Annotated in this window: 22 protein-coding genes; 5 read left to right on the forward strand and 17 right to left on the reverse strand. The window is 44.6% G+C overall.

Annotated features, from left to right (window positions below):
* Nucleotides 1-15: 15 nt before the first annotated feature.
* The 5 genes from HLI_RS05040 to HLI_RS05060 form a co-directional block, all read right to left on the reverse strand.
* On the reverse strand, nucleotides 16-303 hold the full coding sequence (locus HLI_RS05040; RefSeq protein WP_128523602.1) for an HNH endonuclease: 288 nt from the start codon (nucleotides 301-303) through the stop codon (nucleotides 16-18).
* A complete protein-coding gene (gene addA / locus HLI_RS05045) occupies nucleotides 287-4,006 on the reverse strand; it encodes a helicase-exonuclease AddAB subunit AddA (protein WP_128523604.1) in 3,720 nt (1,239 codons plus the stop codon). Before addA ends, HLI_RS05040 begins: the two co-directional genes overlap by 17 nt.
* Nucleotides 4,006-7,506 carry a helicase-exonuclease AddAB subunit AddB gene (addB, locus tag HLI_RS05050; protein WP_128523605.1) on the reverse strand — a complete coding sequence of 1,167 codons (3,501 nt, stop codon included), beginning with the start codon at nucleotides 7,504-7,506 and terminating at the stop codon, nucleotides 4,006-4,008. Before addB ends, addA begins: the two co-directional genes overlap by 1 nt.
* A gap of 167 nt (nucleotides 7,507-7,673) precedes the next feature.
* A complete protein-coding gene (gene lepB / locus HLI_RS05055) occupies nucleotides 7,674-8,213 on the reverse strand; it encodes a signal peptidase I (RefSeq protein ID WP_128523607.1) in 540 nt (179 codons plus the stop codon).
* 54 nt (nucleotides 8,214-8,267) lie between these two features.
* Entirely contained in the window at nucleotides 8,268-8,915 is a 648-nt protein-coding gene (locus HLI_RS05060) for a TVP38/TMEM64 family protein (RefSeq protein WP_128523609.1), read from the reverse strand.
* Nucleotides 8,916-9,131: 216 nt separating this feature from the next.
* On the opposite strand from HLI_RS05060, the gene HLI_RS05065 reads away from it, so the two are divergent.
* Nucleotides 9,132-9,545, forward strand: coding sequence for a YhjD family protein (locus HLI_RS05065; RefSeq protein WP_128523611.1), 414 nt, complete (start codon nucleotides 9,132-9,134; stop codon nucleotides 9,543-9,545).
* Here the strand turns inward: HLI_RS05065 and HLI_RS05070 are convergent.
* On the reverse strand, nucleotides 9,469-9,993 hold the full coding sequence (locus HLI_RS05070) for a competence protein ComK (protein ID WP_128523612.1): 525 nt from the start codon (nucleotides 9,991-9,993) through the stop codon (nucleotides 9,469-9,471). The genes HLI_RS05065 and HLI_RS05070 overlap by 77 nt on opposite strands.
* 313 nt (nucleotides 9,994-10,306) lie before the next feature.
* Between HLI_RS05070 and HLI_RS05075 the strand changes: the two genes are divergently transcribed.
* Complete coding sequence (locus HLI_RS05075) at nucleotides 10,307-10,777, forward strand: DUF3939 domain-containing protein (protein ID WP_241655938.1); 471 nt, start codon at nucleotides 10,307-10,309, stop codon at nucleotides 10,775-10,777.
* 118 nt (nucleotides 10,778-10,895) lie between these two features.
* Here the strand turns inward: HLI_RS05075 and HLI_RS05080 are convergent, their stop codons facing one another.
* From HLI_RS05080 to HLI_RS05100, 5 genes are all read right to left on the reverse strand, one after another.
* Complete coding sequence (locus HLI_RS05080) at nucleotides 10,896-11,642, reverse strand: SDR family NAD(P)-dependent oxidoreductase (RefSeq protein ID WP_128523616.1); 747 nt, start codon at nucleotides 11,640-11,642, stop codon at nucleotides 10,896-10,898.
* Between the two features lie 405 nt (nucleotides 11,643-12,047).
* Nucleotides 12,048-12,983, reverse strand: a complete 936-nt coding sequence (locus HLI_RS05085) for a hypothetical protein (RefSeq protein ID WP_128523618.1) — start codon at nucleotides 12,981-12,983, stop codon at nucleotides 12,048-12,050.
* A gap of 154 nt (nucleotides 12,984-13,137) precedes the next feature.
* On the reverse strand, nucleotides 13,138-14,676 hold the full coding sequence (locus HLI_RS05090; RefSeq protein WP_128523620.1) for a fatty acid--CoA ligase family protein: 1,539 nt from the start codon (nucleotides 14,674-14,676) through the stop codon (nucleotides 13,138-13,140).
* Nucleotides 14,677-14,922: 246 nt separating this feature from the next.
* Nucleotides 14,923-15,924, reverse strand: a complete 1,002-nt coding sequence (locus HLI_RS05095; RefSeq protein WP_128523622.1) for a lipoate--protein ligase — start codon at nucleotides 15,922-15,924, stop codon at nucleotides 14,923-14,925.
* Between the two features lie 67 nt (nucleotides 15,925-15,991).
* A complete protein-coding gene (locus HLI_RS05100; protein WP_128523623.1) occupies nucleotides 15,992-16,723 on the reverse strand; it encodes an MBL fold metallo-hydrolase in 732 nt (243 codons plus the stop codon).
* Nucleotides 16,724-16,844: 121 nt separating this feature from the next.
* On the opposite strand from HLI_RS05100, the gene yhfH reads away from it, so the two are divergent.
* Nucleotides 16,845-16,973, forward strand: coding sequence for a protein YhfH (yhfH, locus tag HLI_RS05105; RefSeq protein WP_128523625.1), 129 nt, complete (start codon nucleotides 16,845-16,847; stop codon nucleotides 16,971-16,973).
* 694 nt (nucleotides 16,974-17,667) lie between these two features.
* On the opposite strand, the gene HLI_RS05110 is transcribed toward yhfH, so the two are convergent.
* Nucleotides 17,668-18,681 (reverse strand): LacI family DNA-binding transcriptional regulator, encoded by a 1,014-nt coding sequence (locus tag HLI_RS05110; RefSeq protein WP_128523626.1) that lies wholly within the window; start codon nucleotides 18,679-18,681, stop codon nucleotides 17,668-17,670.
* Between the two features lie 182 nt (nucleotides 18,682-18,863).
* Here HLI_RS05110 and HLI_RS05115 point away from each other — a divergent pair, with 182 nt between their 5' ends.
* Nucleotides 18,864-19,805: a nucleoside hydrolase gene (locus HLI_RS05115; RefSeq protein WP_164908490.1), complete on the forward strand. Its 942-nt coding sequence runs from the start codon at nucleotides 18,864-18,866 to the stop codon at nucleotides 19,803-19,805.
* A gap of 117 nt (nucleotides 19,806-19,922) precedes the next feature.
* Here HLI_RS05115 and HLI_RS05120 read toward each other — a convergent pair whose 3' ends face one another.
* From HLI_RS05120 to HLI_RS05140, 5 genes are all read right to left on the reverse strand, one after another.
* Complete coding sequence (locus HLI_RS05120; protein ID WP_128523629.1) at nucleotides 19,923-20,198, reverse strand: hypothetical protein; 276 nt, start codon at nucleotides 20,196-20,198, stop codon at nucleotides 19,923-19,925.
* Nucleotides 20,199-20,414: 216 nt separating this feature from the next.
* Nucleotides 20,415-21,821 (reverse strand): protoporphyrinogen oxidase, encoded by a 1,407-nt coding sequence (hemY, locus tag HLI_RS05125; protein WP_128523631.1) that lies wholly within the window; start codon nucleotides 21,819-21,821, stop codon nucleotides 20,415-20,417.
* 7 nt (nucleotides 21,822-21,828) lie between these two features.
* On the reverse strand, nucleotides 21,829-22,758 hold the full coding sequence (gene hemH / locus HLI_RS05130) for a ferrochelatase (protein WP_128523633.1): 930 nt from the start codon (nucleotides 22,756-22,758) through the stop codon (nucleotides 21,829-21,831).
* Between the two features lie 13 nt (nucleotides 22,759-22,771).
* Nucleotides 22,772-23,809 (reverse strand): uroporphyrinogen decarboxylase, encoded by a 1,038-nt coding sequence (gene hemE, locus HLI_RS05135; RefSeq protein WP_128526820.1) that lies wholly within the window; start codon nucleotides 23,807-23,809, stop codon nucleotides 22,772-22,774.
* Nucleotides 23,810-23,915: 106 nt separating this feature from the next.
* The gene (locus HLI_RS05140; RefSeq protein WP_241655939.1) at nucleotides 23,916-26,105 is read right to left on the reverse strand and encodes a transglycosylase domain-containing protein; all 2,190 of its coding nucleotides are present in this window, start codon (nucleotides 26,103-26,105) and stop codon (nucleotides 23,916-23,918) included.
* A 68-nt stretch (nucleotides 26,106-26,173) separates the two neighbouring features.
* Here HLI_RS05140 and HLI_RS05145 point away from each other — a divergent pair, with 68 nt between their 5' ends.
* Nucleotides 26,174-26,680: an antibiotic biosynthesis monooxygenase family protein gene (locus tag HLI_RS05145; protein WP_128523635.1), complete on the forward strand. Its 507-nt coding sequence runs from the start codon at nucleotides 26,174-26,176 to the stop codon at nucleotides 26,678-26,680.
* Nucleotides 26,681-26,719: the final 39 nt, after the last annotated feature.

The raw sequence follows: 26,719 nt of genomic DNA on the forward strand, positions 1-26,719 counted from the left end.
GGTTCATCGTATACCTTATTTCCTTTTCCTGTGATTTGGTTTACTTGTGCTGATCCGTTTTTCGGGATCCTGCTTTTTCACCCAGTGTAAATATTTCTTTATCTCTGGATGATCTTGCAAGCGATCCATGGTGTTGTAGAACCCCGCTAACTCTTGATTTGTGAAAATGACGTGGATTTGGCGATGACATGCCTGACAAAGGATTACCGTCGGCCCTTCCACACCACCGTATTGCTTCGGAATAAGATGGTGTTCCGTCGTTTTCACAGGTGACCGGTTGCATAAATCACAGGTCTCCCCCATGAGTATCGACCTCCACAACGAGTGATCCACTGAAGAAATACAAACAGCTTTTCCGGACAGGTTGCTTCCATATCTTTTCGAGCGCTACTTGGTATAAGTTCAATTGTGTGCGGTAACGGTCGGTAAATTGTGTTTCCACGTCTTCTCCACCGTCCGGTATTGCATCAGATTTATAATCAAGGATCATCCATCCGTCTTCAAAAGGAACCATGGCATCGATGACTCCCTGGATGAACACTTGCTCATCAGTTTCTGCTTCCCAATTCGCATATACCTGATGCGCAGGGAGCGTCAAACTGAAAGGTACCTCCCGCTCGACATGCTCTGCTTCAAGCACAAACTGTCCTATTGAGGTTTGGAAAAAATCGGCCACTGCAGAAAAATCAATGAGATCCGCTTCTTCACGAAGAAGGACTTCTTTCAAGACGAGATGCTCTACATATTCCTCTACTTCCTTCGCAGTCCATACTTTTGTAAAAGGAAGATGCTGCATGACGGTATGCATCGCTGTCCCTCGTTCAGCGGCAGACAATTCTTTCTCCTGCTGCATGAATCGCGGTCGTTTCACGATTGGGGCGCGGTAAGGAATTAGCAGCTGATCACTCGAATATTCATCTTTCGTTTCTCGCTGGCGTTTGATTTCGGTAACGGTTTGCTTTGCTCTCGTATAGGCAGCCTGCCGGTGTGGATAAACAAAGTCCAGACGTCTTACATAATGATCATCGACCTCTGCATCCACCTCGACAGTCTTCCACTCTTCAACTGCTTCCTGTAACTGTTCATCGCGCTGTTCTTTCACTTCATCAAGAATAGCAAACTCACTTCCATGGGCAATACTCACTCTCCATTGTGATTCATCGTATTGGATTTCTTCAGCTGTCATCACTTCCAAATCCCCACGAAGGTCACCGGTATGATGGTGACGGATAAGTGCCGGACCCACCCAGTCTAAGTACGATTTTGCTTCCAGACGTTCATGAGGTGGGAGCACCCAATCACGCGTCTCCACGTAATTTTGCCATTTTTCCTGGTTTTTCTCGAATGAGGCCACGTTCCCAACCATGACGAGCTTCTCTTTCGCCCTCGTCAATGCTACATATAAAACGCGCATTTCTTCAGCCAACAGTTCTCTTCGTTTTGCTTGTTTAAGGGCGTGATAGGCAAGAGTCGGATACATGATTCGTTTATCTGGATTGATGTATCGTGAACCGAACCCATAATCTTTATGCAAAAGATAACGATTTTTCAAATCCATCATATTGAATTGTTTATCCATCGCTCCGAAAATCACAACAGGAAACTCAAGTCCTTTACTCTTGTGAATCGTCATGATGCGGACGACATCTTCCTGTTCACCGAGGGCCCGGGCTGCACCAAGGTCATCGCCGCGTTCTTCAATACGTTCGATGAACCGCAAAAACCGGAACAAGCCACGGAATGAGGTCGTTTCATAGGAACGTGCCCTGTCGTATAATGCCCTTAAATTGGCCTGACGCTGACGGCCGCCCGGCATGCCTCCGACGAAGTCGTAATAACCTGTCTCACGGAAAATATCCCATATGAGTTCAGATAACGCCCCTTGTCTTGCACGTTCACGGAAGCTTTTCAGCTGTTCCAAAAAGGCATCGACTTTACGCCCCAGCTCATTTTTCACCACATAAGCCTTCATGGCTTCATAATAAGTGGCTTTCTTCTTAGCAAGCCTGATTTGGGCAAGTTCATCTTCATTCAATCCTACAATCGGTGATTTCAGCACAGACGCAAGTGGAATATCCTGCATCGGATTGTCGATCACCTTCAAGAAGCTAAGCATCACTTTGATTTCAATAGCTTCAAAATATCCGGTGGAAAGCTCAGCATAAATAGGGATCCCTTGCTGCTTCAGTTCATCAACGATAGTGGGGGCCCATGTCATCGAACGCATCAAAATGACGATGTCACGATATTGAAGCGAACGCTTTGTCCCTGTTTCTTTATCTGCGATTTGCAGCGGTTCCCCCCCCTCGTAACCAAGCCACTTGCGGATCATCTTGCCATACGCCCGGGCTTCAAGCTGTGCTTTTTCTAAATCTTTGTAGGCTTCATCTTCTTCCGATTCGTCCTCTTTAGCTTCCCTGTCAATGAGTAAAAGCTCTGCATCAGCATCCTCTGAAGTCAGCTCATCATAAATTTTGTTACTGTAAATGAGTTCAGCCTCTTTCTCATATTCCATTTCTCCCACTTCTTCATCTAGCACTTGACGGAAAATATAGTTCGTCGCATCCAGGACTTGTTTGCGGCTCCTGAAGTTACGGGCAAGATCGATGCGCTCCCCTTCACTTTCTTCTGTCCCATACATTTTGTACTTATTCAAGAACAGCGAGGGCTCTGCATGGCGGAAACGGTAAATACTCTGTTTCACATCACCGACCATGAACAAATGGCCCGCCTCTTTTCCATCTGTCAGCAAGCGGAGCAAGGTTTCTTGCACGAGGTTCGTATCCTGGTATTCATCAATCAACACTTCGGAAAACTGCTTCTGGAAACTTTCCGCTACATTGGAAGGGACCAGTTCAGCCGGGGTAGCTGTTTCACCAAGCAAAATGTGCAAACAATAATGCTCCAAATCAGAAAAGTCGACAATCGCTTTTTCTTTCTTCAACTGTTCGTAACGCTGTTTGAAATCTTTGACGATCTTTGCCAACTGTTCCATCACGGGATGTAAATCCACCATGTCTTTTAAATAGCTGTTCAGGGAACGGGAAAACCATTCATCCCGTACTTCATTCCAACGCTTTTTATAGCGATCGCGAATTTTTTTCGCTCTCTCTTTCTTCTCTTCATTGCATTCCATTTTCTTACGGGATAACACAGCAAATTTCTGATCATTCATGAACGACTGCATTTCCGACCAGGAATGGGCAATCGCGCCCCGGGCCTGCTGGATCAACTCCAAGTCAACTTCTGCCGTCTCCCCATAAGCGTATGGTCCATCTGGTTCACGGGTGAGATCGAGCACTTGCCGTGCTTCCGCTTCCATCGCTTTTAATTGGCTTGACACTTCATGCTTGAGGAGCGCTAACCAGGGCAAGTCCGCTTCCTCTGCGTCGCGCGCCACATTATACATCCCGACCATTTGATCGAGCCAAGCATCCGGCCAAGGGTTTTGGGTCGCAAAAGTATAAAGATCGAGCACTAATTTTTCAACATCCAAATCACTGCGATCACTGGAAAAACGTTCGACCACGTCAAAAAATCGCTGCTGCTCTTCTCCTTCTTTGCCGTACCAGTCCTCAAACAAATCCTCAAGCACTTCTTGTTGAATCAAATCCGCCTCGACCGTATCAGCGATCCGGAATCCTGGATCAAGGTCCAGCAGATAAGCATAGCGCCTTACGACTTCCATACAAAATGAGTGCAGAGTGGAAATTGAAGCGTTTTGCAATAATGAGAGCTGTTTTTTCAAATGATGAGAATCCGGATTTTCCTCAAGAGCTTTTGCAAGTGCCTGGCCGACACGGTTGCGCATCTCCTGGGCTGCTGCATTCGTAAATGTCACGACAAGTAACGAATCAATATCGACGGGATCGTCCTTGTGCAAAAGCTTTTGGATGATCCGTTCGACAAGGACGGCAGTTTTCCCTGAGCCTGCTGCCGCTGCGACCAGTATATTCGATCCATGTGAGTAGATCGCTCGCTCCTGTTCTTTCGTCCAACTGACCATCACACATCCCCCTCCCTTTCAGCTAATCGATTGAGTACATCTTCATCTTTCAGTTCCTGCAGCTTGCGGTAATTGTGTTCTTCAAGCGTCGGATCGAATTGACAGACCGATCGGTAGGAGCAAAACTCACAGGCGACCTGCTGTTTCTTCTGGAATGGATCCAAATTGACCTTCCCATCCGTAATCTTCGTCCCCGCTTCGGTCATCAACCCGCGAATGTATTGTTTCAACTGGTCAAATTTTTCCGCATCGGCGGTTTTAGAACCCTTATAAAAACCACCCTTCGCCTTAAGAGCAGCAGGGACGATTTGGCTGTAGCCTTTATCCAGCCCTGTGTCCATCATTTGAACGATACGCTCATTTTCAAGCAGCAAGCCTTGCATCTTGAACTTCTTGAAAATCTCCTCTTCGATTTGTTCGTCTTTGAGCAGTTGTTTGCCTGTAATCATCGGGTTGTGGACATGGAAATAAAGTACACCTGCTGGAGATGCATTCATGCCCAGCCACTGTTCGGCATTCGTCAGCACGACGTCCAAATAAGCGAGCATCTGCAATGATAAACCGTAAAATACATCAACAAGGTTCAACCCTTTACTGCTTGATTTGTAATCGACAATCCGCAAAAACAAATCCTCTTCCGAGAGAGCTTTGTCGACACGATCGATTCTGCCCCGCAGCATCAATTCATACCCGTTCGGCAAATCAAGCGATAGTGGCGGCAGCTTCGCATCATCCCCTGTACCGAAGCCAAGTTCAAGTCCAACAGGAGAAAAGTCCGTTTTCCGCGCCTGTTCACTCAACACGAACGTTGCCCGTGCAATCACTTGCTGCAGCTTCTTTTGAATGTACTGATAACGGTTCGAGCTGTGGAGGATCTGATTTTGCAGAATCGGTGCCAATTCATTCGTCGCTTTAGCTGCATACTGGTCCGTATCCTGACGGGCCAATTGGGAAAAGTCGCGTCCTTCTGCTTGTACCCATTCGGTGATCTGCTTCAACGCTTCATGGAACAGTTGTCCAATATCCGGTGCATCCAGCTTGTACGTCCGGCGCTCATCCAAGTTCAGGCTGTGCTGCGCGAAATATTGGTAAGAACAACGGTGATAAGTTTCCAACCGTGACACACTCGTTTTCACCGTTTGATCAAACAGCTTTCCTGTCGTTTCCGCCGATAAGTCGACTGGTTTGTTTTTATAAAAGAGACTGTGCAGCACGCGGTTCGTCAACCCATTGGAGGGTTCGTGTTCAATGTACCAATTCAATAATTCCCACCAGACCGGCTGCATCATGTACCCTTTCAAATAGCGGGCAAACTGCGCCGTGAGTGCAGATCTCGTTTTTGAGGGGTTCGTAATGAAACGTGTAGCATCATGGAGATCATCCGGATCCTGGAGCAGGGCGTGTTCCTGACACGCCGGGAAAAGTTCTTCAAGCCTCTGTATGAGTGTTGCGGGCACTTTCGATTTCCCCTCCTCATTGCTGAGCGGGTAACTGATCCACAATTGATCTGATGCCATCGTCAATGCCAGATACACATAAAAACGATCGTCCAATAATTGACGGTTGCTGCCATCTGCCAATTGCAAACCGTGTTCTGCCAGCAAAGACCGTTCCTGTTCCGAAATCATCCCATCACTTGGCGGTTTCATCGGCCACATTCCATCTGTCACACCAAGGAGAAAACTTGCTTTGATGCCTGTCACACGGGACCTGTCGACACTCCCGACGATGACATGATCCATACTTGGCGGCACGTGAGCAAAAGTCAGCGATTCCAAACCACTATCGATGGTATTCCGGAACACTTGGAGCGACATATTTTCTTCACCGGCCATTTCGACCATTTCGTCGAGCAATTGCAAGAATGCATCCCACACCTGAGCCTGCTCACGCCCACGTTCGATTTCTCCTTTTTCATCATAAAAATCACGCCACGTCTCCAGCTGATCCGGCACACGCATTTCCTCAAGCCACAGATAAATCGCCCGGGCCCGCTCTTCAATCGTTTCCGCTTCACGCAGATGTGCATCAAAGGGTTCCAGTACATGCCGGACCTGCTCACGATAAGCATTGATACGCACTTGCTTTTCTTTTTCTTCATCCGTTTGAGACGACTGTTCAAAACCGCGGAAACGCTGGTAGATCCATGGTTGGTCAGAAAACCACTGGGTGCGGGCGCGGATCCCATATTCCAACACATAGTTTTCCAGTTCATCGATCGCATCTTCAGTAAGGGGATACTTTCGGTCCGATGCCGGGATAAAACCTGTTTTCAATAAGCGGAACACTGCGTCATAGCGGAAATTCCCTTCAATCACATCGAGCCCTGAACGGACAAGTTCAATCATCGGGTGGTTCAGCATCGTCCTTTTCTCATCAATGAAGACAGGGATTTCATAGTCTTCGAACAATGTTTCAATTAAACTGTGATATACCTCTGGTTCCCGCATTAAAATGGCGATATCCTTGAAACGGTATCCCCGATCACGGACGAGGTGCAAGACCTCCTGTGCCATCCCCTCGACCTCAGCACGTGGGTGTACCGCTTCTGCAATTTGTAACGGGACATCTCCTGGATACGAAAGGGCCGGGCGCTCATCAAAATACTTCTCCAGGTGAAGGAAAGCAGGTTGTTGCTTCATCCTTCCTTGCGTATGGTCGAGAATTTCCGCCCCATCGAATGTAACCCCTGCTTCTTCTGCGACTTTTTTCAAATCCAAATACGTCTGCTTCGTTTCGTGGAAAAGATCCAACTCGGGGTTTTGGTCATCTTCAGGCAAGTCGGTGGTCAACGTAATGTGCACTGTCTTCACTTTTTTCAATAACGCTTCAATCACTTCATACTCTTGTGGTGTAAAGCTATGGAACCCATCAATATATACTTCAGCATCTTCTAAAAAAGCCGCCTCCGGAATTTTGGCTGCCAACAGTTGCAGCTGGTCTTCACTATCTATGTACTGTTCTCTCAAGGCATCTACCAGACGATCATAAATATATGCCAAATCATCAAGTTTCTCACGCAACCCTTGTTCTTGACTCGTGGAATGGACAAACTGATCGAGGGCATCCATTTGTGAATGCAGATCCTCAGGCGTAATACGATACCGCTTGAATTCAGTGATCATTCCCTCCAATTGTTCAATAAACCCTTGCTTTTCGACCGCTTTTTGAAAAACCCGCCAATCCGAGGTACGTTCTTCAACGATTTTGCGCAACATCATCTGTACACCAGTAGAAGTGATGAACTTCTTCGTTCCGCCTCCCGTGTCCTGGAGAACACGCCATGCCAACCTTGAAAAACTGAACACTTGCGCACGGATCGACCCTTCAACGCCTTCACGCTTCAACAAACCATATTCCTGCTGAAACGTCATCTGGTCAGGAACGATATACATAATCGCCGGACCTCTCGGATCATCTTTTAATTTCGTTTCGATTTCATCTAAACAGCGACTGCTTTTTCCTGCTCCTGAACGTCCAAGCAAAAAGCGCATGCCCATACCGGTCGCTCCTTTCCATCTCTCGTTTACTTCACATTTTATCATCTTTCAGCAAAATATGCGGGCCGATATGCTCCATGGTGGCAGAACCCGCTCACCGTTCAGTGCCTTCCCACCTCAAAAACACCATAAAAAAAGCCGCCCATTCCAGGACGACTTCTCTTCACTTAAAACTGGACACCTAATTGGTTGAATGGCCAATAACGGACATCCACTTTCCCGACAACACTTTCTACCGGCACAAAACCGAAGTAACGACTGTCTAAACTGTCCCGTCGGTTATCCCCCATTACGAATAAATGACCTTCAGGAACAGTGGATTCCCCTGTCACTTCCTCAAGTGTGAAATCTTCTGTAAAAGGGAGACCGTCATTAGGACGTAAGGGATCGAGATAACTTTCATCCATAAGTTTTCCATTAATATATAATTGATCATTCTTCACCTTAATCTCATCTCCACCGACTCCGATCACGCGTTTCACATAGTCTTCTCTTTCATTGGCATGAAAGACGATCACCTGCTGTCTATTGATGTCCTGCCAATCGTAGACGGCTTTGTTGACCATCAATAGATTCCCGTCATAAAGAGTCGGTTCCATTGATTCTCCATCCACGATATAACTAGCAAACAAGTAAGAACGGAACACGAAAGCTAACAATAAAGCGAGCACGATGGTCCGGATAGCTCTGCGATATTTTTTTTTCATTGTTTAATCCTCCAGGTCTGGTTCTATCACCATTCTACCCTTCCCGGGACAAACTTAATCCTCACTATAAGCTTTCCGTTCCGCCTTTCGCTGGATCCGTGTTTCAAGATATTTACCGAGCATCCAAAACAGCAAAATACAAATCCCGACGACTATGGATTTAATCGGGTTTTGAGCGAATGATGCTATACTCGACCCTACATATGCGATGGTGAAAATCATCACCGACTTTCCGAGCAGAGCGGCTAGAATGAACTGCTGCCGGCTGACATTAGATAAGCCGGAGACAATATTGATGATAGAAGAAGGCGAAAAAGGAAAGCACATCAACAGGAAAAGCGGGCCGAATCCATGCTCCTCTACCCACACCATCACCTTTTTCACCTGTTTCTGTCTAGTAATCGCCTGGAAAAAACGCTTGTCCCCTAGACGGCGGATGATAAGAAAAACACCAATCGCCCCTACCACCGCTCCTATCCAGGAGTAGAGAAAACCACGGAACAAGCCATATACGACGGAGTTCGCCAATACGAAAGCAACTAAAGGCAGAATCGGCAAAAATGCCTCCAATAAAGGAAGCAAAATCCCCGGCAATGGTCCAAAGCGTTCCAAGTCTTCCAATTGTCTGATTGCATAATCAAATAGCTGATCATTTTCAGCCATACTGCGCCATTGATCGATTTTTCCTGTCACTGAATCCATGATGCGGCTCCTTATGTACACTGCTGGCCCAGTGCATCGCTTTTCCTCTATTTTAACCGATAATCCAGCCCCCTGCCTACCAGAAGCTTCTCTTATGGCTATCTTTTCCCCTCTTTGCCACTTTTAACCTTTTTCCAAAACTTCCTTGCATAAAGAAGGGAGTTCCATGCTATAATAACAACAAGAACAAACGTTCGTATTTCGGAGGGGAATGACATGAGGTATTTGAAACAAAAAGAATTGGATCTCGCTTCCCGTTATTTATTTTTATCCATGGCCATCGCCGTCATCCGGCAAGACCGTAAGCACATGGAGCAGGGGAAATTCAAAATCAAGGAACCATATATGGAGATGTTCGGAAAGATGGAGCTCGAGGCACGTAAGGAGCGGAAGGAGCTCAGGCAACAGATGGATCAATTGAAGCTGCAAGTTGTAGAATCAGGAAGAAATGATTCGTTCACCTCTTTCCTGTTTTTAGCTCACGGATATGAAGAAAAACGCAACTACTTCAATCCCGCCATCCGGAAGAAGGTGGAAAACATTCTATTCGAGCTTATGAAAAGGTCTCAGCAACACGCTCCCCACGAGCATCCACAACTGGAGACGAATGGAAGCGGTCTTCAAGAATAACCCGCAAATGGGCTGTCCGCTGGACTTGATTGGCAAACATACCATCGGAGACAGGAAAATTGATGGAAGCCCCATTGGCAAACTGGACAGTTGTGGTGTTATCCGGTTCACCTTTGTAAGAGCGGATATATTTGTGGGCAACCCAGGAGCAGTCTTTACGTTTCGGAGATATGATCGGGAAGAAATAAATACCCATAGCTTCAGAAATGACAATCGGGGGTTTATGGGTGTAACTGGTCACTTGCTTCGTACCAGAAAGACGCCCGTCCAAACTACTGGCAAAATAGCGGCACGAATCATCGACGACTTCACTCGGACATTTCGGAAGCTCAAAAGATTCACTGCGCTCAATCACTTCAGTGAAAACTTGTCCCCTTTCTCCTTGCTTAGCTACAAGCGCCATCGTCTGCGGGTTGATTTCATATTCTTTATTTTGAACATAGGTCATCCACTTCAACATCCTTTCCTTTCAAGTGGCGGCAGCCCTCCCTCTAGGTCGAACTAACCGCTCATCTTCTTTAATTTACCAAAAGACACGCAAAAAGTCTAAACATTCTTAAAAAATGTACAATTTTCTCAATTCTGCTATACTACAGTTACACTTGCCCTTCTTTTTTACTATAACTCTCTGCTTTTATCTGGTCTTCCTGACCGAAATCCGGGTTGAGTAAAGTGAAAAACTCAAGTTCAGGCTGAGGTATAGGATTTTTTTTCATATAGAAACACCTCTTCAACGATTATGATTTTTACTTTAAGGAGGAATGAATGTGTGGAAACGCAAAAAGAGGAAATCGAACAACCGAGATCAAGAACCTTTGGAAATCCGCGACCTGTCGATTCATGATGTTCGGAAAGCGATCCACTCCTATGCAGATGACAAACCAGGAGAAGTTCCTCTCAGCGTCCTCATAAAAAAAGATTTAACGCTCGATTATGACCTCCTCGCCCCTTATTTACAAGCCATCCCGAAGCAGCCCTTCTATATGTCCCGTGAAACGTATGAATTGTTCGAGGAACAGGACCGGGATTTAGCCATTGAGATCGACCTTGTGCAGCATGCCGTCGATCAGTATATGAAACAGACTAAGGAACCCCCTATCATAGACAATGATCCTTATAAGCGGATAAATTATTATAAGCTCGAGCGCCTCCATTTGTTACAAAATAGACCAAGCCGTGACTTTTACCTCACGAATGAGGAATTCATGATCACTTATAAAAAACCTGAGTAGTACCCAGATCTAAGGTTTGAAACAGTCTCGGCTCAATAACGACATAATGAAAAAGCAAGCGGAGAGGCCGCTTGCTTTTTCTATGAGAGCACGTATTCATATTTAAGACTTCCATCCATTATTGATCAGTTGTACCTAAAGTCATACCACCATCTACAATAATCTCTGTCCCCGTACAATAGGAGCTTTCATCTGAAGCGAGAAACGCTACAGCTTTGGCAATTTCTACCGGCTGACCGATCCGTCCAAGTGGGATCGTGTCATAAAAATCAGGAACACCTTTGCCTTCTGTAGTCATCTCTGTCTCTACTCCGCCTGGATGCACCATATTGACACGTATACCCTTTGGTCCCAATTCAATCGCCGCTGCTTTAGACATCGCTACGACGGATGCCTTCGTAGCAGCATAGGCAGAAGACTTACTGATAGGAGCGAATGCTGAAATCGATAAATTGTTAATAATCGATCCTTTTTTCTGCTTTTCCATATATGGTATGACCGCTTGCATTCCAGTGAACACACCGATTTGATTCACATCAATCAACTGTTGATACTCTTCAGCCGTAATTTCTGTGAAGGGTTTACGCTTTAGAATTCCGGCATTGTTGACCAGGCCATCTATTTTTCCGTACTTCCGGATCGTCTCTTCCACTGCATTTGTCCATTGAGATTCCATCGTAACATCCAGCTCCACAGGCAAAGCCCGCGCCAAACCGATCTGTCCGGCTACCTCTTCCGCTTGCTCGTAACTACGGGAACCAATCACCACATTTGCACCTGAAGAGGCCAAATGTTCAGCAATAGCTTTCCCCTGGCCTCTATTCGCTCCTGTGATCAGGATGACTTTATTATCTAAACCAGCCATACTCTCTCTCCTTCAACATCTTTGTATGCCTACTTTACCATAGATAAAGGCCATCTTGACAAACCGCCGTAAATTATAGACACAAAAAAAGTGCCAATGCTACTTTGAGCATTGGCCAAAAGAGACGACTGGTTAACTTTTGAGTGAGGGAATAAATTGTTTGAAAAAACACTTCTGAGAGGAAAGATGCTTTTTCAACTGTTACACTCACCAGTAATGAAAATTACTGAACTATTTATGACAACCAATCATAAATAGTATTGAGATAAATAAGCATCACCGCTTATCTGTTTCTATTGTAATATATTCTCCGAGTACCTTCACCGAAAAAAAGTTGCGGAGAACCGCAACAGGTTGCGAAATTGCTATTAAATGACATACTTACCTCTTCCTGCGTTTTCTTCATCACACACCTACCATTTCATCCTGAATCGCTTTTAAATTTTCGTCTTCCTTATTAAATCGCCGCTGCAAGGATTCTAAATCCAAAAGTGCTTGATGGGTTTTCTCACGGATTTCACGTACTTCTTCATGGGAAGATTGGATGCGGTTCTGCACAAACCAGTCGACGATCAACCCATCAAAAAAATAGTCAGCAACCGTCCACCCTCCGGAAATTACAACCTCTACATGATAATGGTCACCAAGATCTTCAATCTCATTTGCAAACTTCCGCAAATGGCGTTGCGCGTTATGAATGGCAGAGTCCGCATCATCGATACGCGAATGTTTGACTGCTGTTGTCAGCAACCCCCCGCCCACCATATCAAGCGCTCCCCAATTCTCTGCTGAACTCAGAGACTTAGAAGCATCCTCAAGAGACGACTTCGCTTCCTTACCTGCTGTTATTGCTTCTTCCAATTCTATAAGTTCCGCCTGGATTTGGGAGCGCTGCTCACTTATCTCAAGCAACCGCTCCCCTTTCTCTTCTCCATTTTGAATTATGTATTGCTTTTTTCTACGGTAGAGGGCTTCATATTCTACTTCAGTTTCTCCAAGTTCCCGCTTCCGTGACTGTATCGCTTCCATTTCCTGCTCAATGTCTTTGATTGAGTTATGAGCCTCAAGCCATTTCAAACGTACTTCAACAGCTTCTCTTTCTTCTTGTTCTATCCGCTCTTCTTTCTTACCTGTCAGAGTAACAAAAATATTCGTCAAGCTCATACGCTTCAATTTTTCTACATCTTCATTTTCTTCGTTCAATTTATTCAAAAATACCTGCTCTTTATCCTCTAGTGCCTTTCTTTCAGTGTCTAACTGGCTTAACTCCCTGTACAATCGATTTTGCTCCAACACCTTTTTCCTGGCTTCCAGAAGAGACTCATGTAATTCTTTCATCATATATCAATCCCCCTCCTATCATTACGGACGAAAAAGCATTACGTTTCAAAGTTTTTAAACAAAAGCGCAAGCGCCTTGGGAAGCCCCGACAAGCTTAAGCAAACCTTTGAAAAGGATAGACGAAAAAACGCTCAGGGACACTGAGCGCTTTTCATCATGATTGAGTTAATTGTTCTCTTAAATTCTTTCTTAAAATCTTACCGGTCGTATTTTTCGGCAATTCACTCATGAACTCCACACGGGTAGGAAGTTTATACTTCGCTAACCGATCCTGGCAATATTCTACGAGTGCCGCTTCATTCAAAGTCGGGTTCTTCGACACGACAAAACTGATTACCGTCTCTCCCAGCTCCGGGTCAGGAGCACCGACTACAGCTACTTCTGTCACGTCTTCATGTTTATACAAGACTTCTTCGACCTCGCGCGGATATACATTGTATCCACCGACCAGAATCATATCCTTTTTACGATCTACAATATAGAAATATCCTTCCTCATCCTTCCGGGCCATGTCACCTGTATAAAGCCATCCATCACGAATCGTGACAGCGGTTTCTTCAGGAAGCTTGTAGTATCCTTTCATAACATTCGGACCACGGACGACCAGTTCCCCGACTTCTCCGACCGCCACTTCTTCACCAAGCTCATCAACTACCTTGTTTTCCACATTTTTAATATTCCGCCCGATGGAACCGGCTTTTCTAGGAAGGTCAAGTGGATTGAATGCGGTTACCGGAGAAGCTTCGGATAATCCATAACCTTCAGAAACCCGGACATTGAATTGCTTCTCAAAAGATTCAAGCAGAGCGACAGGCAAGGAAGAACCACCTGAGATACACAAACGGATACGGCGGAAGGTCTCAACTTGGTCTTTGCCAGTTTGCAGAAGATAGTTGTACATCGTCGGAACCCCGGCAAACACAGTCGCTTGATGTTCTTCGGCTGTTGCAAACACTTCTTGAGGTGAGAATTTAGGAACGATAAGGACTGTCCCCCCATTCATGACAGGAGCATTCAGGCAGACTGTGAGACAGAACACGTGGAACATCGGTAATGCAGCAATCACACGATCATCTGCATTGATTTGTAAGTATTCGGCAACATCTGTAGCATTGGAATACAAGTTTTTGTGGGTGAGCATGGCTCCCTTAGGCTTGCCAGTCGTTCCGGAGGTGTATAGAATCACCCCGATTTCTTCTTCATCAATCGGTGCTGCTTCATATTCAAGCTCTCCTTCAGCCACAGTCTTTGTAAACGATTTCATTTTTAAGTAGAGTGAAGATTTCTCCAGATCGATTCCCATGCCAGTATCAGCGACAAAATAATGATACACCCCTAGCATTTCGTCCATATGCTCGAATTTCTCCATTAAGACATCCATCGTCATAACTGCTTTGACATCGCCATTTTTCAAAATATAGCTCATTTCATCAACCGTATACGTAGGATTGACCGGTATAACCGTAGCCCCAGATCGCAAGGCACCATATAATCCGATCATGAATAATGGACTATTTCCGCTTACAAGCGCAATATGATCACCTTTACCATAGCCTAACTCAGACAACTTTGAAGCGAATTTTGTGACTGACGCATCAAACTCACGGTAACTTACCTGCTGCCCCTGGAATATGTAGGCCACTTTGGCAGGATGCTGCTGCGCCGTCAGCGACAATTGTTCGCTTAAATTCATGAATGCTCCCCCTTTTATGAATGAATAATCATTCATAATTATAATTTTCACTCTAATTATAAAATACTGACAATTAATTAGCAACATTTGTAGAATAAAAGCGCAAGTGCCCCGGGAGACCCGACAAGCTTAAGAACAATCCTTATGGGGAGCGACCTCATTCCCATAAGGGTTGTTCTTAAGACCTCGAGGGGCTGGGACCGAATATAAAAAGGCCGATCCAGCTGCTGGATCGGCCTCTAATAACTAGTACAACATATCAAGGAAATCTTCTTTATTGATTTTTCCTAAATAATGAGGGATATCTGTCTCCCCAAGAGCCTCCGACAAGGATTGACGATCATATTTTGTCCCAATCAACTTCTCTTCTATCTCATTGATATCACCGACACCGAAGAAATCTCCGAAGATTTTCGTGTTCTTGATATATCCTTTTGCAACGTCCAGACGAATATCATAGCTGCCAGCGCCCTCAATGCGTTTAGTGTGCTGGATATTGAACTTCGGAGATTTCCCATAATTCCAATCCCAGTTCTTATAACGCTCGTCAGCCAGCTCATGAATATTCTCCCAATCTTGTTTAGTCAACTTGTACTGCGGGACATCTTTCACATCTTCCACATCAAATATATAGCGTAAGACCAACTCTTTGAACTCTTCCATTGAAATTTTTTCTTCAAGGAATTCTGATATGTTCGCCACACGACTGCGAATCGATTTGATCCCTTTCGATTTTATTTTCTCTGTTTTTACATTTAATGCGGAAACCACATTCTCAATTTCAGAATCGAACATGAGTGTTCCATGGCTGAACATCCGCCCTTTGGTAGTGAACTGAGCATTCCCGGAAATTTTTCGTCCATCTTCCGCGACGATATCATTCCGCCCAGAAAGCTCAGCATTGACGCCTAACTTACTTAACGCTTCTGTAACCGGTTGGGTGAACTTGGCAAAATCATGAAAGCTGTCTCCATCATCTTTCGTAATGAAACTGAAATTCAAGTTTCCAAGATCATGATATACCGCTCCCCCGCCAGACAGGCGACGTACGACATGAATACCATTTTCCTCAACATAATTCGTGTTAATTTCTTCAATCGTGTTTTGGTTTTTTCCGATAATGATAGATGGTTTATTGATATAGAACAGTAAATAAGTATCGTTGATATCGAGGTTTTTCAACGCATACTCTTCGATCGCTAAATTGATTCGCGGGTCATTGATCCCCTCATGATCGATAAACAGCATTCTTCTCATCCTTTCTAGTCCGTTGTCTCCACTCTATATTGTAATGGTTTCGACATGGATAGACAATCTATTTACTCCACGATAACCCCTCTTCCGCTAATTGGATGGTGCCTTCAAATACATCTTCCGCTTCCTGACGCAAAAGCGTCAATTTCCCGAAATGAGGCAGGTGACTCAGCCATAATGTCTTAACCTCAGCATTCTTGGCAATCGTTGCCGCTTCAGGACTAGTCATATGTCCGGGGCCTTCGCCATCCATCCCTTTATAAAAGTTAGTGTCGGTGATAAGAAGATCTGCCCCCTTCGCGAAGTCGGACAAACCGGAGAAATAGCTCGTATCCGCTGTATAAACAATAGTCGCATCTCCGTCTGTAATACGCATACTATAACATGGGACCGGATGGAGTGTTTTTTCAAAATCGATGGTAAAAGGACCGATTTGCAGAGATTGCTGAGGATCATACGCGACCCCCTCTGTATATTGGTGCGTCAACGCTTTAAACTTCTCTTTATCCTCCTCATGTCCGTATATTGGAAGGATTTCTCCAGTCTCAGCAATCGTATTCTGTACCAACCAAGCGTATTGCAGTGGACCGATATCTGCAAAGTGATCATGGTGGTAATGTGACAGAATGACAGCGTCGATGTCATTGACCTTTTTGAATTGCTGCAGGCGTGACAGGACCCCACTGCCACAATCTACAAGCATTGAAAAACCGTCTTTTTCAAATAAATAGCCAGATGTAGCACTTCCTTCAGCAGGGTATGCACCCCAATAGCCAATTACTGTAACTTTCATTTCCTTCACTCCCTGTATCTTTTTTCCTATTTTATCATTGTTTTATAACAGTTTGTTGATTTCTGAATATTGTTATAATACAATGGTTTTACATTAAAAATTAATTGGAGGCGATTTACAAATGATGAACGTACTTGAATTCTTTCGTAACCTTCCGAGAAAACACTGCTCCAGCTGTGGAAATGTCATTCAGGAAAAAGCTGATTGCTACGGTAACGTTTGTGACGACTGCGACCATCCCGCACGCTAATTCTAGTATTCCACAAAAATCAACTGAAAGAACATGAAATTTGGAGCAGCTGTCACAGGCTGCTATTTTTTTGTGTTTTTTCAGATTGACCCTGCTAAACTAAAGTGTTATCCCCACTCAACCCCTCCATATCTGCTGCACTCAGCTTCGAGTAAGTCCTTTACGGTATAAGAGTGTGGGTCGGCTGGAAAACAACTCGCTTTCCTGCGGGGGAACCGGCAAGCCTCCTCGGTCGTTTCACACTCCCTGTGGGGTCTCGCCTGGCTCCTTCTCCTGCGGGAGTCTCGTCATTTACCAGCCAACCCATCTTCAACTTGGTGAAAGGACCTTTCTATTAGGGAAAGAGAATTACCTTGAATCTTTTCCGGATGGTTCTATAGCAGCGTTTATGCACCTGGATGGGCTAGAACTTCTGCGTTTTCACAGGACTCCCTCTCCATCAAAGCGCAGTAGCACCCTCATGTGATTTCGATAACACTATATGGCAGGGGGCGGAGGGGAACAAGGAGGTCAGCGCGCTCCCGTGGAAAGTGTTCAAATGCGGAATTGCCTTGGGAGACACGATTGGCAATGGAACTGGACGAGCCCTTCCCAAACGACCCTAAATTTCTACAAACATCTCGAAATTAAATTTTACAGATAACTGCACGTTTGTTGATGAAGTTTACATAAAAAAACCATCCGGTAGAAGCCTCTACTGGATGGATAGTTTTTTTCTTTTTGTAGAATTCCGAATCAACAACTGATGAGGAAAAACATATTTCTGTGCTGGTAACGTTCCAGGATGAAGCAATTGTTGAATGAGAACCTCTACGGTTTTATCCGCCATCTGTTTGACTGGCTGTTCAATCGTTGTCACAGATGGGACCATCAACAGTGAAAGCATTTGGTTATCAAAACCCACTACTGCTAAGTCATCTGGAATTCTCCAATCAGAAGAAGCAGCTTCATAGATCAATCCTGCCGCGACTTCATCTGAACCTGTAAATATCCCATCGACTTGCGTGAACTCATTGCTGATCATATGAAAAACTTTTTGTCCATCACTCACGTCCATAGCCCAGTCAATTGTCATATCTTCTATAAAAGGCAGGTTATACTCGGAAAGGGCTGAAGTGAATCCTTTTCTGCGTTCTTTTGATAAATGACTCTCTGGACCCCCGGTAACATAGGCGATTTGTTTACACCCTTGTTCTAACAGATGAACGGTCGCTTCATATGCTGCTTGCTTATGATCCATGTGAACCATAGGAATGCAGGACTCGTCCATATATTCATTGCAAAAAACGATCGGACCAGACTCGAGGTAAGGCTCCACTACTTCCCAATCGTTGACCAATGATGCCATGATGATGCCATCAACCTGCTTGGTTTTCAGCAACTGCAAATAGTCCATTTCTTTTTTTTTGGAATCATGTGTTTGACAGACAATCACTTGGTATCCCCATTCGGATGCCTTTTCTTCCATTGCTTCAATCAAATTGCCGAAAAAAGGATTCGTCAGGCGAGGCAGCAAGACGGCGATTGTTTCTGTTCGTTGACTGCGTAGGCGACGAGCGGAAGAATTGGGGACATAACCGAGATCGTTCATGGCTTGGATGATTCGCTGTCTCTTTTCTTCCGTCACGTAAGGCTGGTCATTAATGACTCGAGACACCGTTGTTCTTGACAATCCAGCCAGCTTTGCTACATCTTCAATCGTAGCCATTCGTACTCCCCCTTGATGTAATCTTGAAAACGTTTCCAATTCTAATCATACTAATCCTCCCTCTTTCTTGCAAGCCCTTTCATAAACCTGTATGAATCATACCATTTTTATTTAAATGCAGTGATATGAATGGATTTATTATAATAAACTATAAAAAAAGGAAAATTAAGGGAGTCGATGTTTTGAAAAAAGTACTGATTATCGCAGATCCCGGCGTTGATGATGCTTTTGCGATTATGTACGCCCTTCTTCACCCCCAAATAGAAATTCTCGGGATCGTATGCGAATACGGGAATGTGAGTCAAGACATCGCTTTAAAGAATACTACTTACTTGTTAGATCTTGCAGGCAGAAATGATATTCCTCTTATTCTTGGTGCAGAGTCCCCTCTCACCGCATCCCCTCCGGAGTTTTTTTATAATATCCATGGCCTGCATGGATTAGGTGATCTCGTGCCAGCGATAGAAATTCCCGAGTATATCCACCCCTTCAAGATGGTCTACCAACTGATCGAAGAGCATGAGGGAGACCTTACAATCATCAACCTGTCACGCCTTACTTCGCTAGCCCTAACCTTCATTCAGGCAGAAACCAACATCGAGCAAGTAAAACAGATCCTTGTCATGGGAGGAGCTTTTTTCGTCCCTGGGAATCGGACACCTGTGGCTGAAGCTAATATTTATGGGGACCCTCAAGCTGCAAAAATCATAGCCACATACGGGGGGCAGGTCACATTTGTTCCACTGAACATAAGTAACCGTGCAGTCATTTCCCCGGAAGTGACGAAAAAAATTGTGGCGCAAAACGACACCCCTTTTTCAAAGATCATTCAACCGATTATGAATTACTATTCCAAACAATATGAAACCCTTCTCCCTTCTATTAATGGAGCACCATTACATGATGTCACCCTATTTTCCTACTTGATGAAACCGGATTTGTTCCATGTGGTTGACCGTCAAGTACTGATTACTACCGACGGGCATTCAAAAGGGTTAACTTATGCGGATTTCCGCCCCAATCCAGAGTATATTGAAAATTATCCAATGCACCAAATCATCATCGATTTTAACATCGAGGCATTCATCGACGATTTCATTGAAATCATGTCGACCACTTCATAAAAAATGGCCACTACTTTTGTATTGCGATTTCCTTATAGTGAAGGGAAATCAGTTCGTAAATAAATGGGGAAAGCATAAAAAAATCATGAATCCTTCCAATACCTTTTTGCTCTGGAGTTATTGCAATATTAATGGAGGGTATCCACCTTCCCCCATAAAATAAGCAAAAATCGTAAATGCAATAATAATAACGGAAGTACCTATAATCAGTGTAGGAAGAACGGCATCTTTTTGATGTAAAAAAGATTTTATACCAATGAAAAGACTTAATAAACCAATAGTCAAACAAATAATCGCACCAATTACATTATTCATTCTTGGCAGGAGCGTCCCGAAAAATAATATAAAAAAGATTGCTTGCAGGCCGATTCCTGCTCGAAGTGAATTTAGCACTGCCGACCTCCCACCTCCATTATTAGTTCTGAAAACTTCATTTTAACATATTATTCCATTTAAACTCCCTAGTGTTTCCCCAACCTTTCTCCGTCACAAATCATCTCGTAATAACAAAAGTCGGAGTTCTGAATCGCACACGATTCAGAACTCCGACTTTATTCTTTACATGCTGCACTCGAAAAATTTCACATGTTTCGAATGATCCATGTTCTATTACTGATGCAAATATTGTAAAACTTTTTGAACAGCGGCTTCCCCTTGATCTATGCAGTCAGGCAAACCAATTCCACGATAAGAGCCACCTGCCAGATAAACACCGGGTAATTCCTTTTCCATTTGCTCAGTGATTTCATTAAGGCGTTCTTTGTGGCCTACCTTGTATTGCGGCATGGCATCATGCCAGCGAGTCACAACGGAAAATTCAGGTTTTGCAGTGATGTCCATCGTTTTGTTCAAATCCTTCAATACGATCTCTTGAATTTCTTCATCAGACATGTCGACCACCTCTTGATCGGAAGGCTTACCTACATAACAACGAAGCAACACTTTCCCTTCCGGTGTGGAATGGGGCCACTTTTTATGGGTCCATGTACAGGCTGTAATTCGAAAATCATTATTCCTCGACACGACAAAGCCCGTACCGTCGATATCTTTTTTGATCGCTGAAGCATCAAATGCCATCGCAACATTTGCTACAGATGTTGCATTCGTTTCTTTAAATGTTTCTAAGAACTCGTATTGAGAAAGCATACGTTGAGCAGCAAAATGCGGAGTTGCCATTATGATGGCATCCGCTTCTTCAACGGTCCCGTCACTCAACAGTAAATGATAGCCATTTTCTTTCTTTTCAATATGATCGACCTGGATACTTGTCCTTATAGAACCAGGTTCCAATTGTTCTTCAATGGCTTTGACAAGAGAGCCCAGTCCATGTTTGAGCGTACGAAACATGCTTGGCTTCTTCTCGCCTTTTTTCGGTGTCCTGATCGGATAGGTCTTACGCAAGCCTTTAATTAGACTTCCGTGTTCCTGTTCCAAGTCATAAAAGTTCGGAAAGGTGGATTGCAGGCTGAGACGATCGATGTCTCCAGCATAAATACCTGACAAAAGAGGTTCAATCAAATTTTCGACTACCTGATTACCGAGACGACGCCGGAAAAACAAGCCGAGTGATTGATCACCCTCCACCGTTTTCTTCGATTTGACCAAATCCATCGCTGCCCTCAGTTTTCCTACGGGGCTGAACAAGCCAGAGAATAAGAAAGGACGGATACGAGTAGGAATCCCCATAAAGGAGCCACTCGGCATTTTGTGCAGTTTACCGTCTACTAATATATATGATTGCCCTGTACCATTCGGGACCAGATCGCCACCTAGTCCGACTTCTCGGGCCAGCCTTCCTGCACTTTCTTTCCGTGCTAAAAAGGAATCAGGTCCACGCTCAATTGTAAAAGCATCTTTTTGTATAGTACTGATCTTGCCTCCGAGACTTTCATTTGATTCAAGGAGCTGGACATCATAGTCCAGACCTTTTTCCCGTACTTCTTTTTGCAAGTAGTAGGCGGATGTCAGACCGGAAATGCCCCCACCTATGACGATGACTCGTTTTCGTTCAGTCATAGAATCCCTACTCTTTCACTTTATCCAAAACCACATCGGCGAGTGTTTGGATGAATTTCGGGTTTGTGTTCGGCATTTCTGGTCGATAGTAATTCGCTCCGACTTCCTCACAGACGACCTTACATTCATAGTCATTGTCGTAAAGGACTTCTAAATGGTCGGAAACAAAACCTACCGGCGCGTAAACAAAGCTGCGGTAACCTTTCTCATTGTAAAGTTCACTGGTCAGGTCCTGGACATCCGGTCCAATCCAGGGATCAGGGGTATTCCCTTCACTTTGCCAGCCGATTTCATATTGTGATATGCCAGTAGCCTCGGAAATGAGCTGAGCCGTCTTTTTAAGCTGATCAGGGTAAGGGTCTCCACCTTCCAAAATTTTCATAGGAAGGCTGTGGGCAGAAACAATCAAGCATGCTTTCTCTTTTTCTGCTTCATCCATTTTGCTATATTCTGCATTGATGACATCTTTCCAGAAATCGATGAAACCGGGAGCATCGTACCAGCTTTCAACCGAACGGAGCGAGATACCATGTTTGTCCGCTTCTTCTTTCGCACGTCCATTATAGGATTTCACACTGTAAGTCGAGTAATGGGGAGCAAGAACGATCGTTACCGCTTCCTCAATTCCGTCTTCCTTCATTTGAGCTACTGCATCTTCCACGAATGGCTCGATATGCTTCAAACCAAGGTAAACTTTGAATTCAATGTCCTCTTGCTTTTCATTCAGTGTATCTTTCAATGCTTCTGCCTGGTCTTCTGTAATTCTGGCTAGTGGAGAAATACCGCCGATAGCATCATAACGATCACGCAAATCCTGCAGCATTTCATCCGATGGTTTACGCCCTCTGCGGATGTGAGTATAGTACCTTTCCAGATCTTCTTCTTTGTAAGGTGTGCCATATGCCATCACAAGGAGTCCCATTTGTTTTTTCGCCATGTTCATTCACCTCTTAGTTCTTTTTTGAATAATCATGAATTAGACTGGTCAACCTCTTCAGAGTTTCCGGCTGGATATCTGGTGTTACACCATGCCCAAGGTTGAAAATATGTGCTGGATGCTGTTTTCCTTCATCAAGGATACGTTTTGCCCGTTCTTCAATTACATCCCAGTCTGCTAACAAAGTGGAAGGATCAAGATTGCCCTGAAGTGGCTTCGTAATCCCGGATTTTCTCGCTTCTGTAATGGAAGTCCGCCAGTCAAGACCGATGACATCTACGGGTAAATCATCCCATTCGTGAAGCAAATGACGAGCACCTACACCAAAAGTGATCAATGGAACATTCTCTTCTTTCAATTCAGAAAAAATGCGCTGCATGACCGGTTTGATGTAAGTACGATAATCTTCAACATTCAATGATCCGACCCACGAGTCGAATATTTGAATCGCCTTGGCCCCTGCCGAAATCTGTGCTTTTACATAGCTGATCACCATGTCCGCAAGTTTATCCATCAGAGCAAACCAGGTCATTGGTTCACTGTACATGAGAGATTTCGTCTTGTTGTAATTCTTCGAAGGTCCCCCTTCGATCATATAGCTCGCCAGGGTAAATGGCGCACCACTGAAACCGATCAACGGCACAGTCAACTGCTCTTTTGTAAGCAGCCGGATCGTATCAAGTACATATGGAACATCTGTTTCCGGATCGATTGTCCCTAGATTTTCAATATCCGCTCTTGAGCGAATCGGGTTATGGATGACAGGTCCAATGCCTTTTTTAATTTCGACATCCACGCCGAGTGCCGGCAGTGGTGACATAATGTCTTTGTACAAAATCGCTGCGTCGACACCGTATTGTTCTACAGGCAAACGTGTGACGTATGCGCATAATTCAGGTTCATGAGTAATTTCAAATAAGGAATATTTCTCTTTCAGCTTGCGGTACTCCGGCTGTGACCTTCCAGCCTGACGCATGAACCAGACGGGTGTATGCTCTGTTTCCTCACCTCGAAAAGCTCTGAGTATCGTATCGTTCTCAATTTTGTTCATCATCATTAAGGCTCCTTTATCACGTTCATTCATCCGCTTTCCACTATAACGATTTATCGTTCTTCTGTATAGAATAATGATTCATTTGTCACGTTTTTGTGCGTTTTTACAGGTCCCATTCTAAAGTCACCGTATTCGAAGGTCTTCCTTCTTTACCGGTCAGCGGATCATATGGAACAATATAATATTTCGTCTGATCGAAAATACTGAAAGCACTTACTTTAAATTCACCTTTTCCCGTAACTTCGCCAACTTTAACATCTTCTCCGTCTTCTTCTCTAAAAATACGGTAAACGATGCGTTCATCTTTTGGTGCTGACCAGCTGATCGTCCCTCGTAACAAAGCGAGTCCAGTCAAATCCAAGTCTCCACGGGCGTTAGTGATCACTGGGAGATCCACCGGTTCCGGGAGGCTTTCGACTCCTTCTGGCTTCTCAAAAGCTGTTTGTAAATTCTTCTGTTGATCGATCCGTGTCAAAATCGATTTCATCAACCGTGTCGGATAAACACTGCTTCCTTCAAGTTCCGCTCCTTCATTGCCAGTGCGGTCATAGCCCATCCACAACGCACCAGCATATTGAGGTGTGTAACCTGTAAACCAGACATCCAGGTTTTGGTTCGTCCCTGTTTTCCCTGCCAATGCTTTATTATAGGTGCCCGCCTTTGCTGTACCTTCTTCGACTGTCGTTCTGAGCATTTCTGTCATATACCAGGAGGTTTGGGCATCGAACACTTCCGTCTCGTTGACTTCATGCTCGTGGATAACCTCATCATGACGGTCAAAAATCTGACGGATTGTATAGCTGTCTTTTTTTGTTCCTCCTTGAGGAAATGTACCATAAGCCTCTGCCAGCTGAAAGGGGGTGTAGCCTTCTGAAAGCCCTCCAAGAGCTATCGCCAATCCTTTATCATCAGTCGTCAACCCTAATTTATCCAGGTAATCTTTTGCGTAATCGATCCCTATTTTGTCGAGCAGCCAAACAGCAGAGACATTTTTCGACTCGATCAAAGCTTGATACATCGACACTTGACCGTCATATTGATCGTCATGATTCGATGGTTTCCAATCTTTCTTACCAAACACCTGCTGTTCATCAGATAGCAAAGAAAAAGGATCATACTCCCCGCTCATCATCGCTGGTCCATACACGGCAAGCGGTTTAATGACAGAGGCCGGTGGACGTTGAGCCTTGACCCTGTTGAAATCACCATGCTTAAAATCCCGCCCGCCGACAACAGCAACGAGCGCTCCAGAATCATGTTCCATCAACGTAAAAGCTCCCTCGACAGGCCCTTTTGTTCCTGGAACAAACTCTCCGTTTTTCATCTCTTCAGCGGCAATGCGCTGGATAGTGGGATCCATTTCAACAACGATCCTGTATCCTCCCCGCTTCAATTCGTCCCGGGAAATATGATATTCCTCAGCGGCTTCATCAATAACGAGATCCACATAACTGTTAGACCATGTATCAGCGCTTTCCTCTGCCCGCTCCACGGCAAGAGTCGATCCCTGCATTCGTTTCATCACTTCAGCACTAATGCTTCCCACGTCATACATACGAGATAAAACGATATTCCTCCTTTGTTCAGCCGCTTCTGGATTTTCAAAAGGAGAATACGTATTCGGTGCTTTCGGCATGGCTGCAAGCAAAGCTCCCTGAGCCACGCTCAATTCATCGACAGATTGTTGAAAATAGTGCTGGGAAGCTGCCTCTATTCCATATGTTCCTTCCCCGAAATAAATACGATTGAGATAAAGCTCTAATATTTCATCTTTTGTATAGTTCCGCTCCAAATAGATCGCAGCCATGACTTCTTTCGTCTTCCTCATCCACGTTTTATCATTAGACAAAAACAAATTCTTCGCCAGCTGCTGGGTGATCGTACTTGCACCTTCAACCTTTTTCATCGCGATGATATCCTTGTAGACTGCTCTCATGATCCCTTTGAAATCAACACCGGAATGCTCACGGAAACGCCCATCTTCAATAGCTATAAATGCATCTTGCACGTGTTCCGGAATAGATGAGATCGGCACGACTTTCCGGTTTTTCGTGTAGATCCTCTCGATGACTTCTCCTTCTTCTGTTTCAACTGTCGTCATTTCATCTAAAATCAAATCTTCTTCATCCACCACAAAGCGCCCGCCAAAGATAATCACCAAAAAGCTGATCAAAGCCAATAAAGTGAGCGATATTATGACAATACCCGGCCATTTCAAACGTTTCGTCCAGGGCGGTAACCGTTTAGATAATTCTTTGATGTTCAAGTATCGTGCATCCTTTCTGTCCGTCACCTTCAAACTTGCCCCCAATGATTTCCTCTTGATAAACTGAATGTATGGAAGGAAAGGAGAGATTGGCTATGAAAGTATCGATGACGAATGGTACATTGAATTACTTATCAAAACTCAAGAAGCAGCATCCAGAAGCATCTCTGTTCTTACTGCAGGACCAGGACAAAACCGTCGCCTATTATGAGGGGGAAGATACCTCCATTTTTGAAGAAGGACGGGAGTACGAAACCGTAGACCACGTCGGCACAGTCCAGCCCCAAGGATATGTGGTTATGAACAATATCCCTGTCAGTGACGAAGGTCGTCCGGTTTTTGAAGATCGCTTCAAAAACCGCGCCGGAAACGTTGAAAACCGTGAAGGCTTCCAAGCGATCCGTATTTTACGTCCCTTGAAAGGCAACACCTACGTCGTCTTCACCCAATGGAGAAATGAGCAGGACTTTGAAGACTGGAAAAACTCTCAATCCTTCGAAGACGCTCACAAAAAATCCGGACCGAAACATCAGAAGAAGCCTTCTTTCATAGATGGAGACGCGTACATTACGAAGTACCAAACGATACAGCTAGAAGAATAGCATAGGAAAAGTGAGCGGCCTGAGCCGCTCACTTTTCCT

The organism is Halobacillus litoralis, assembly GCF_004101865.1.
GTDB lineage: Bacteria > Bacillota > Bacilli > Bacillales > Halobacillaceae > Halobacillus > Halobacillus litoralis_A.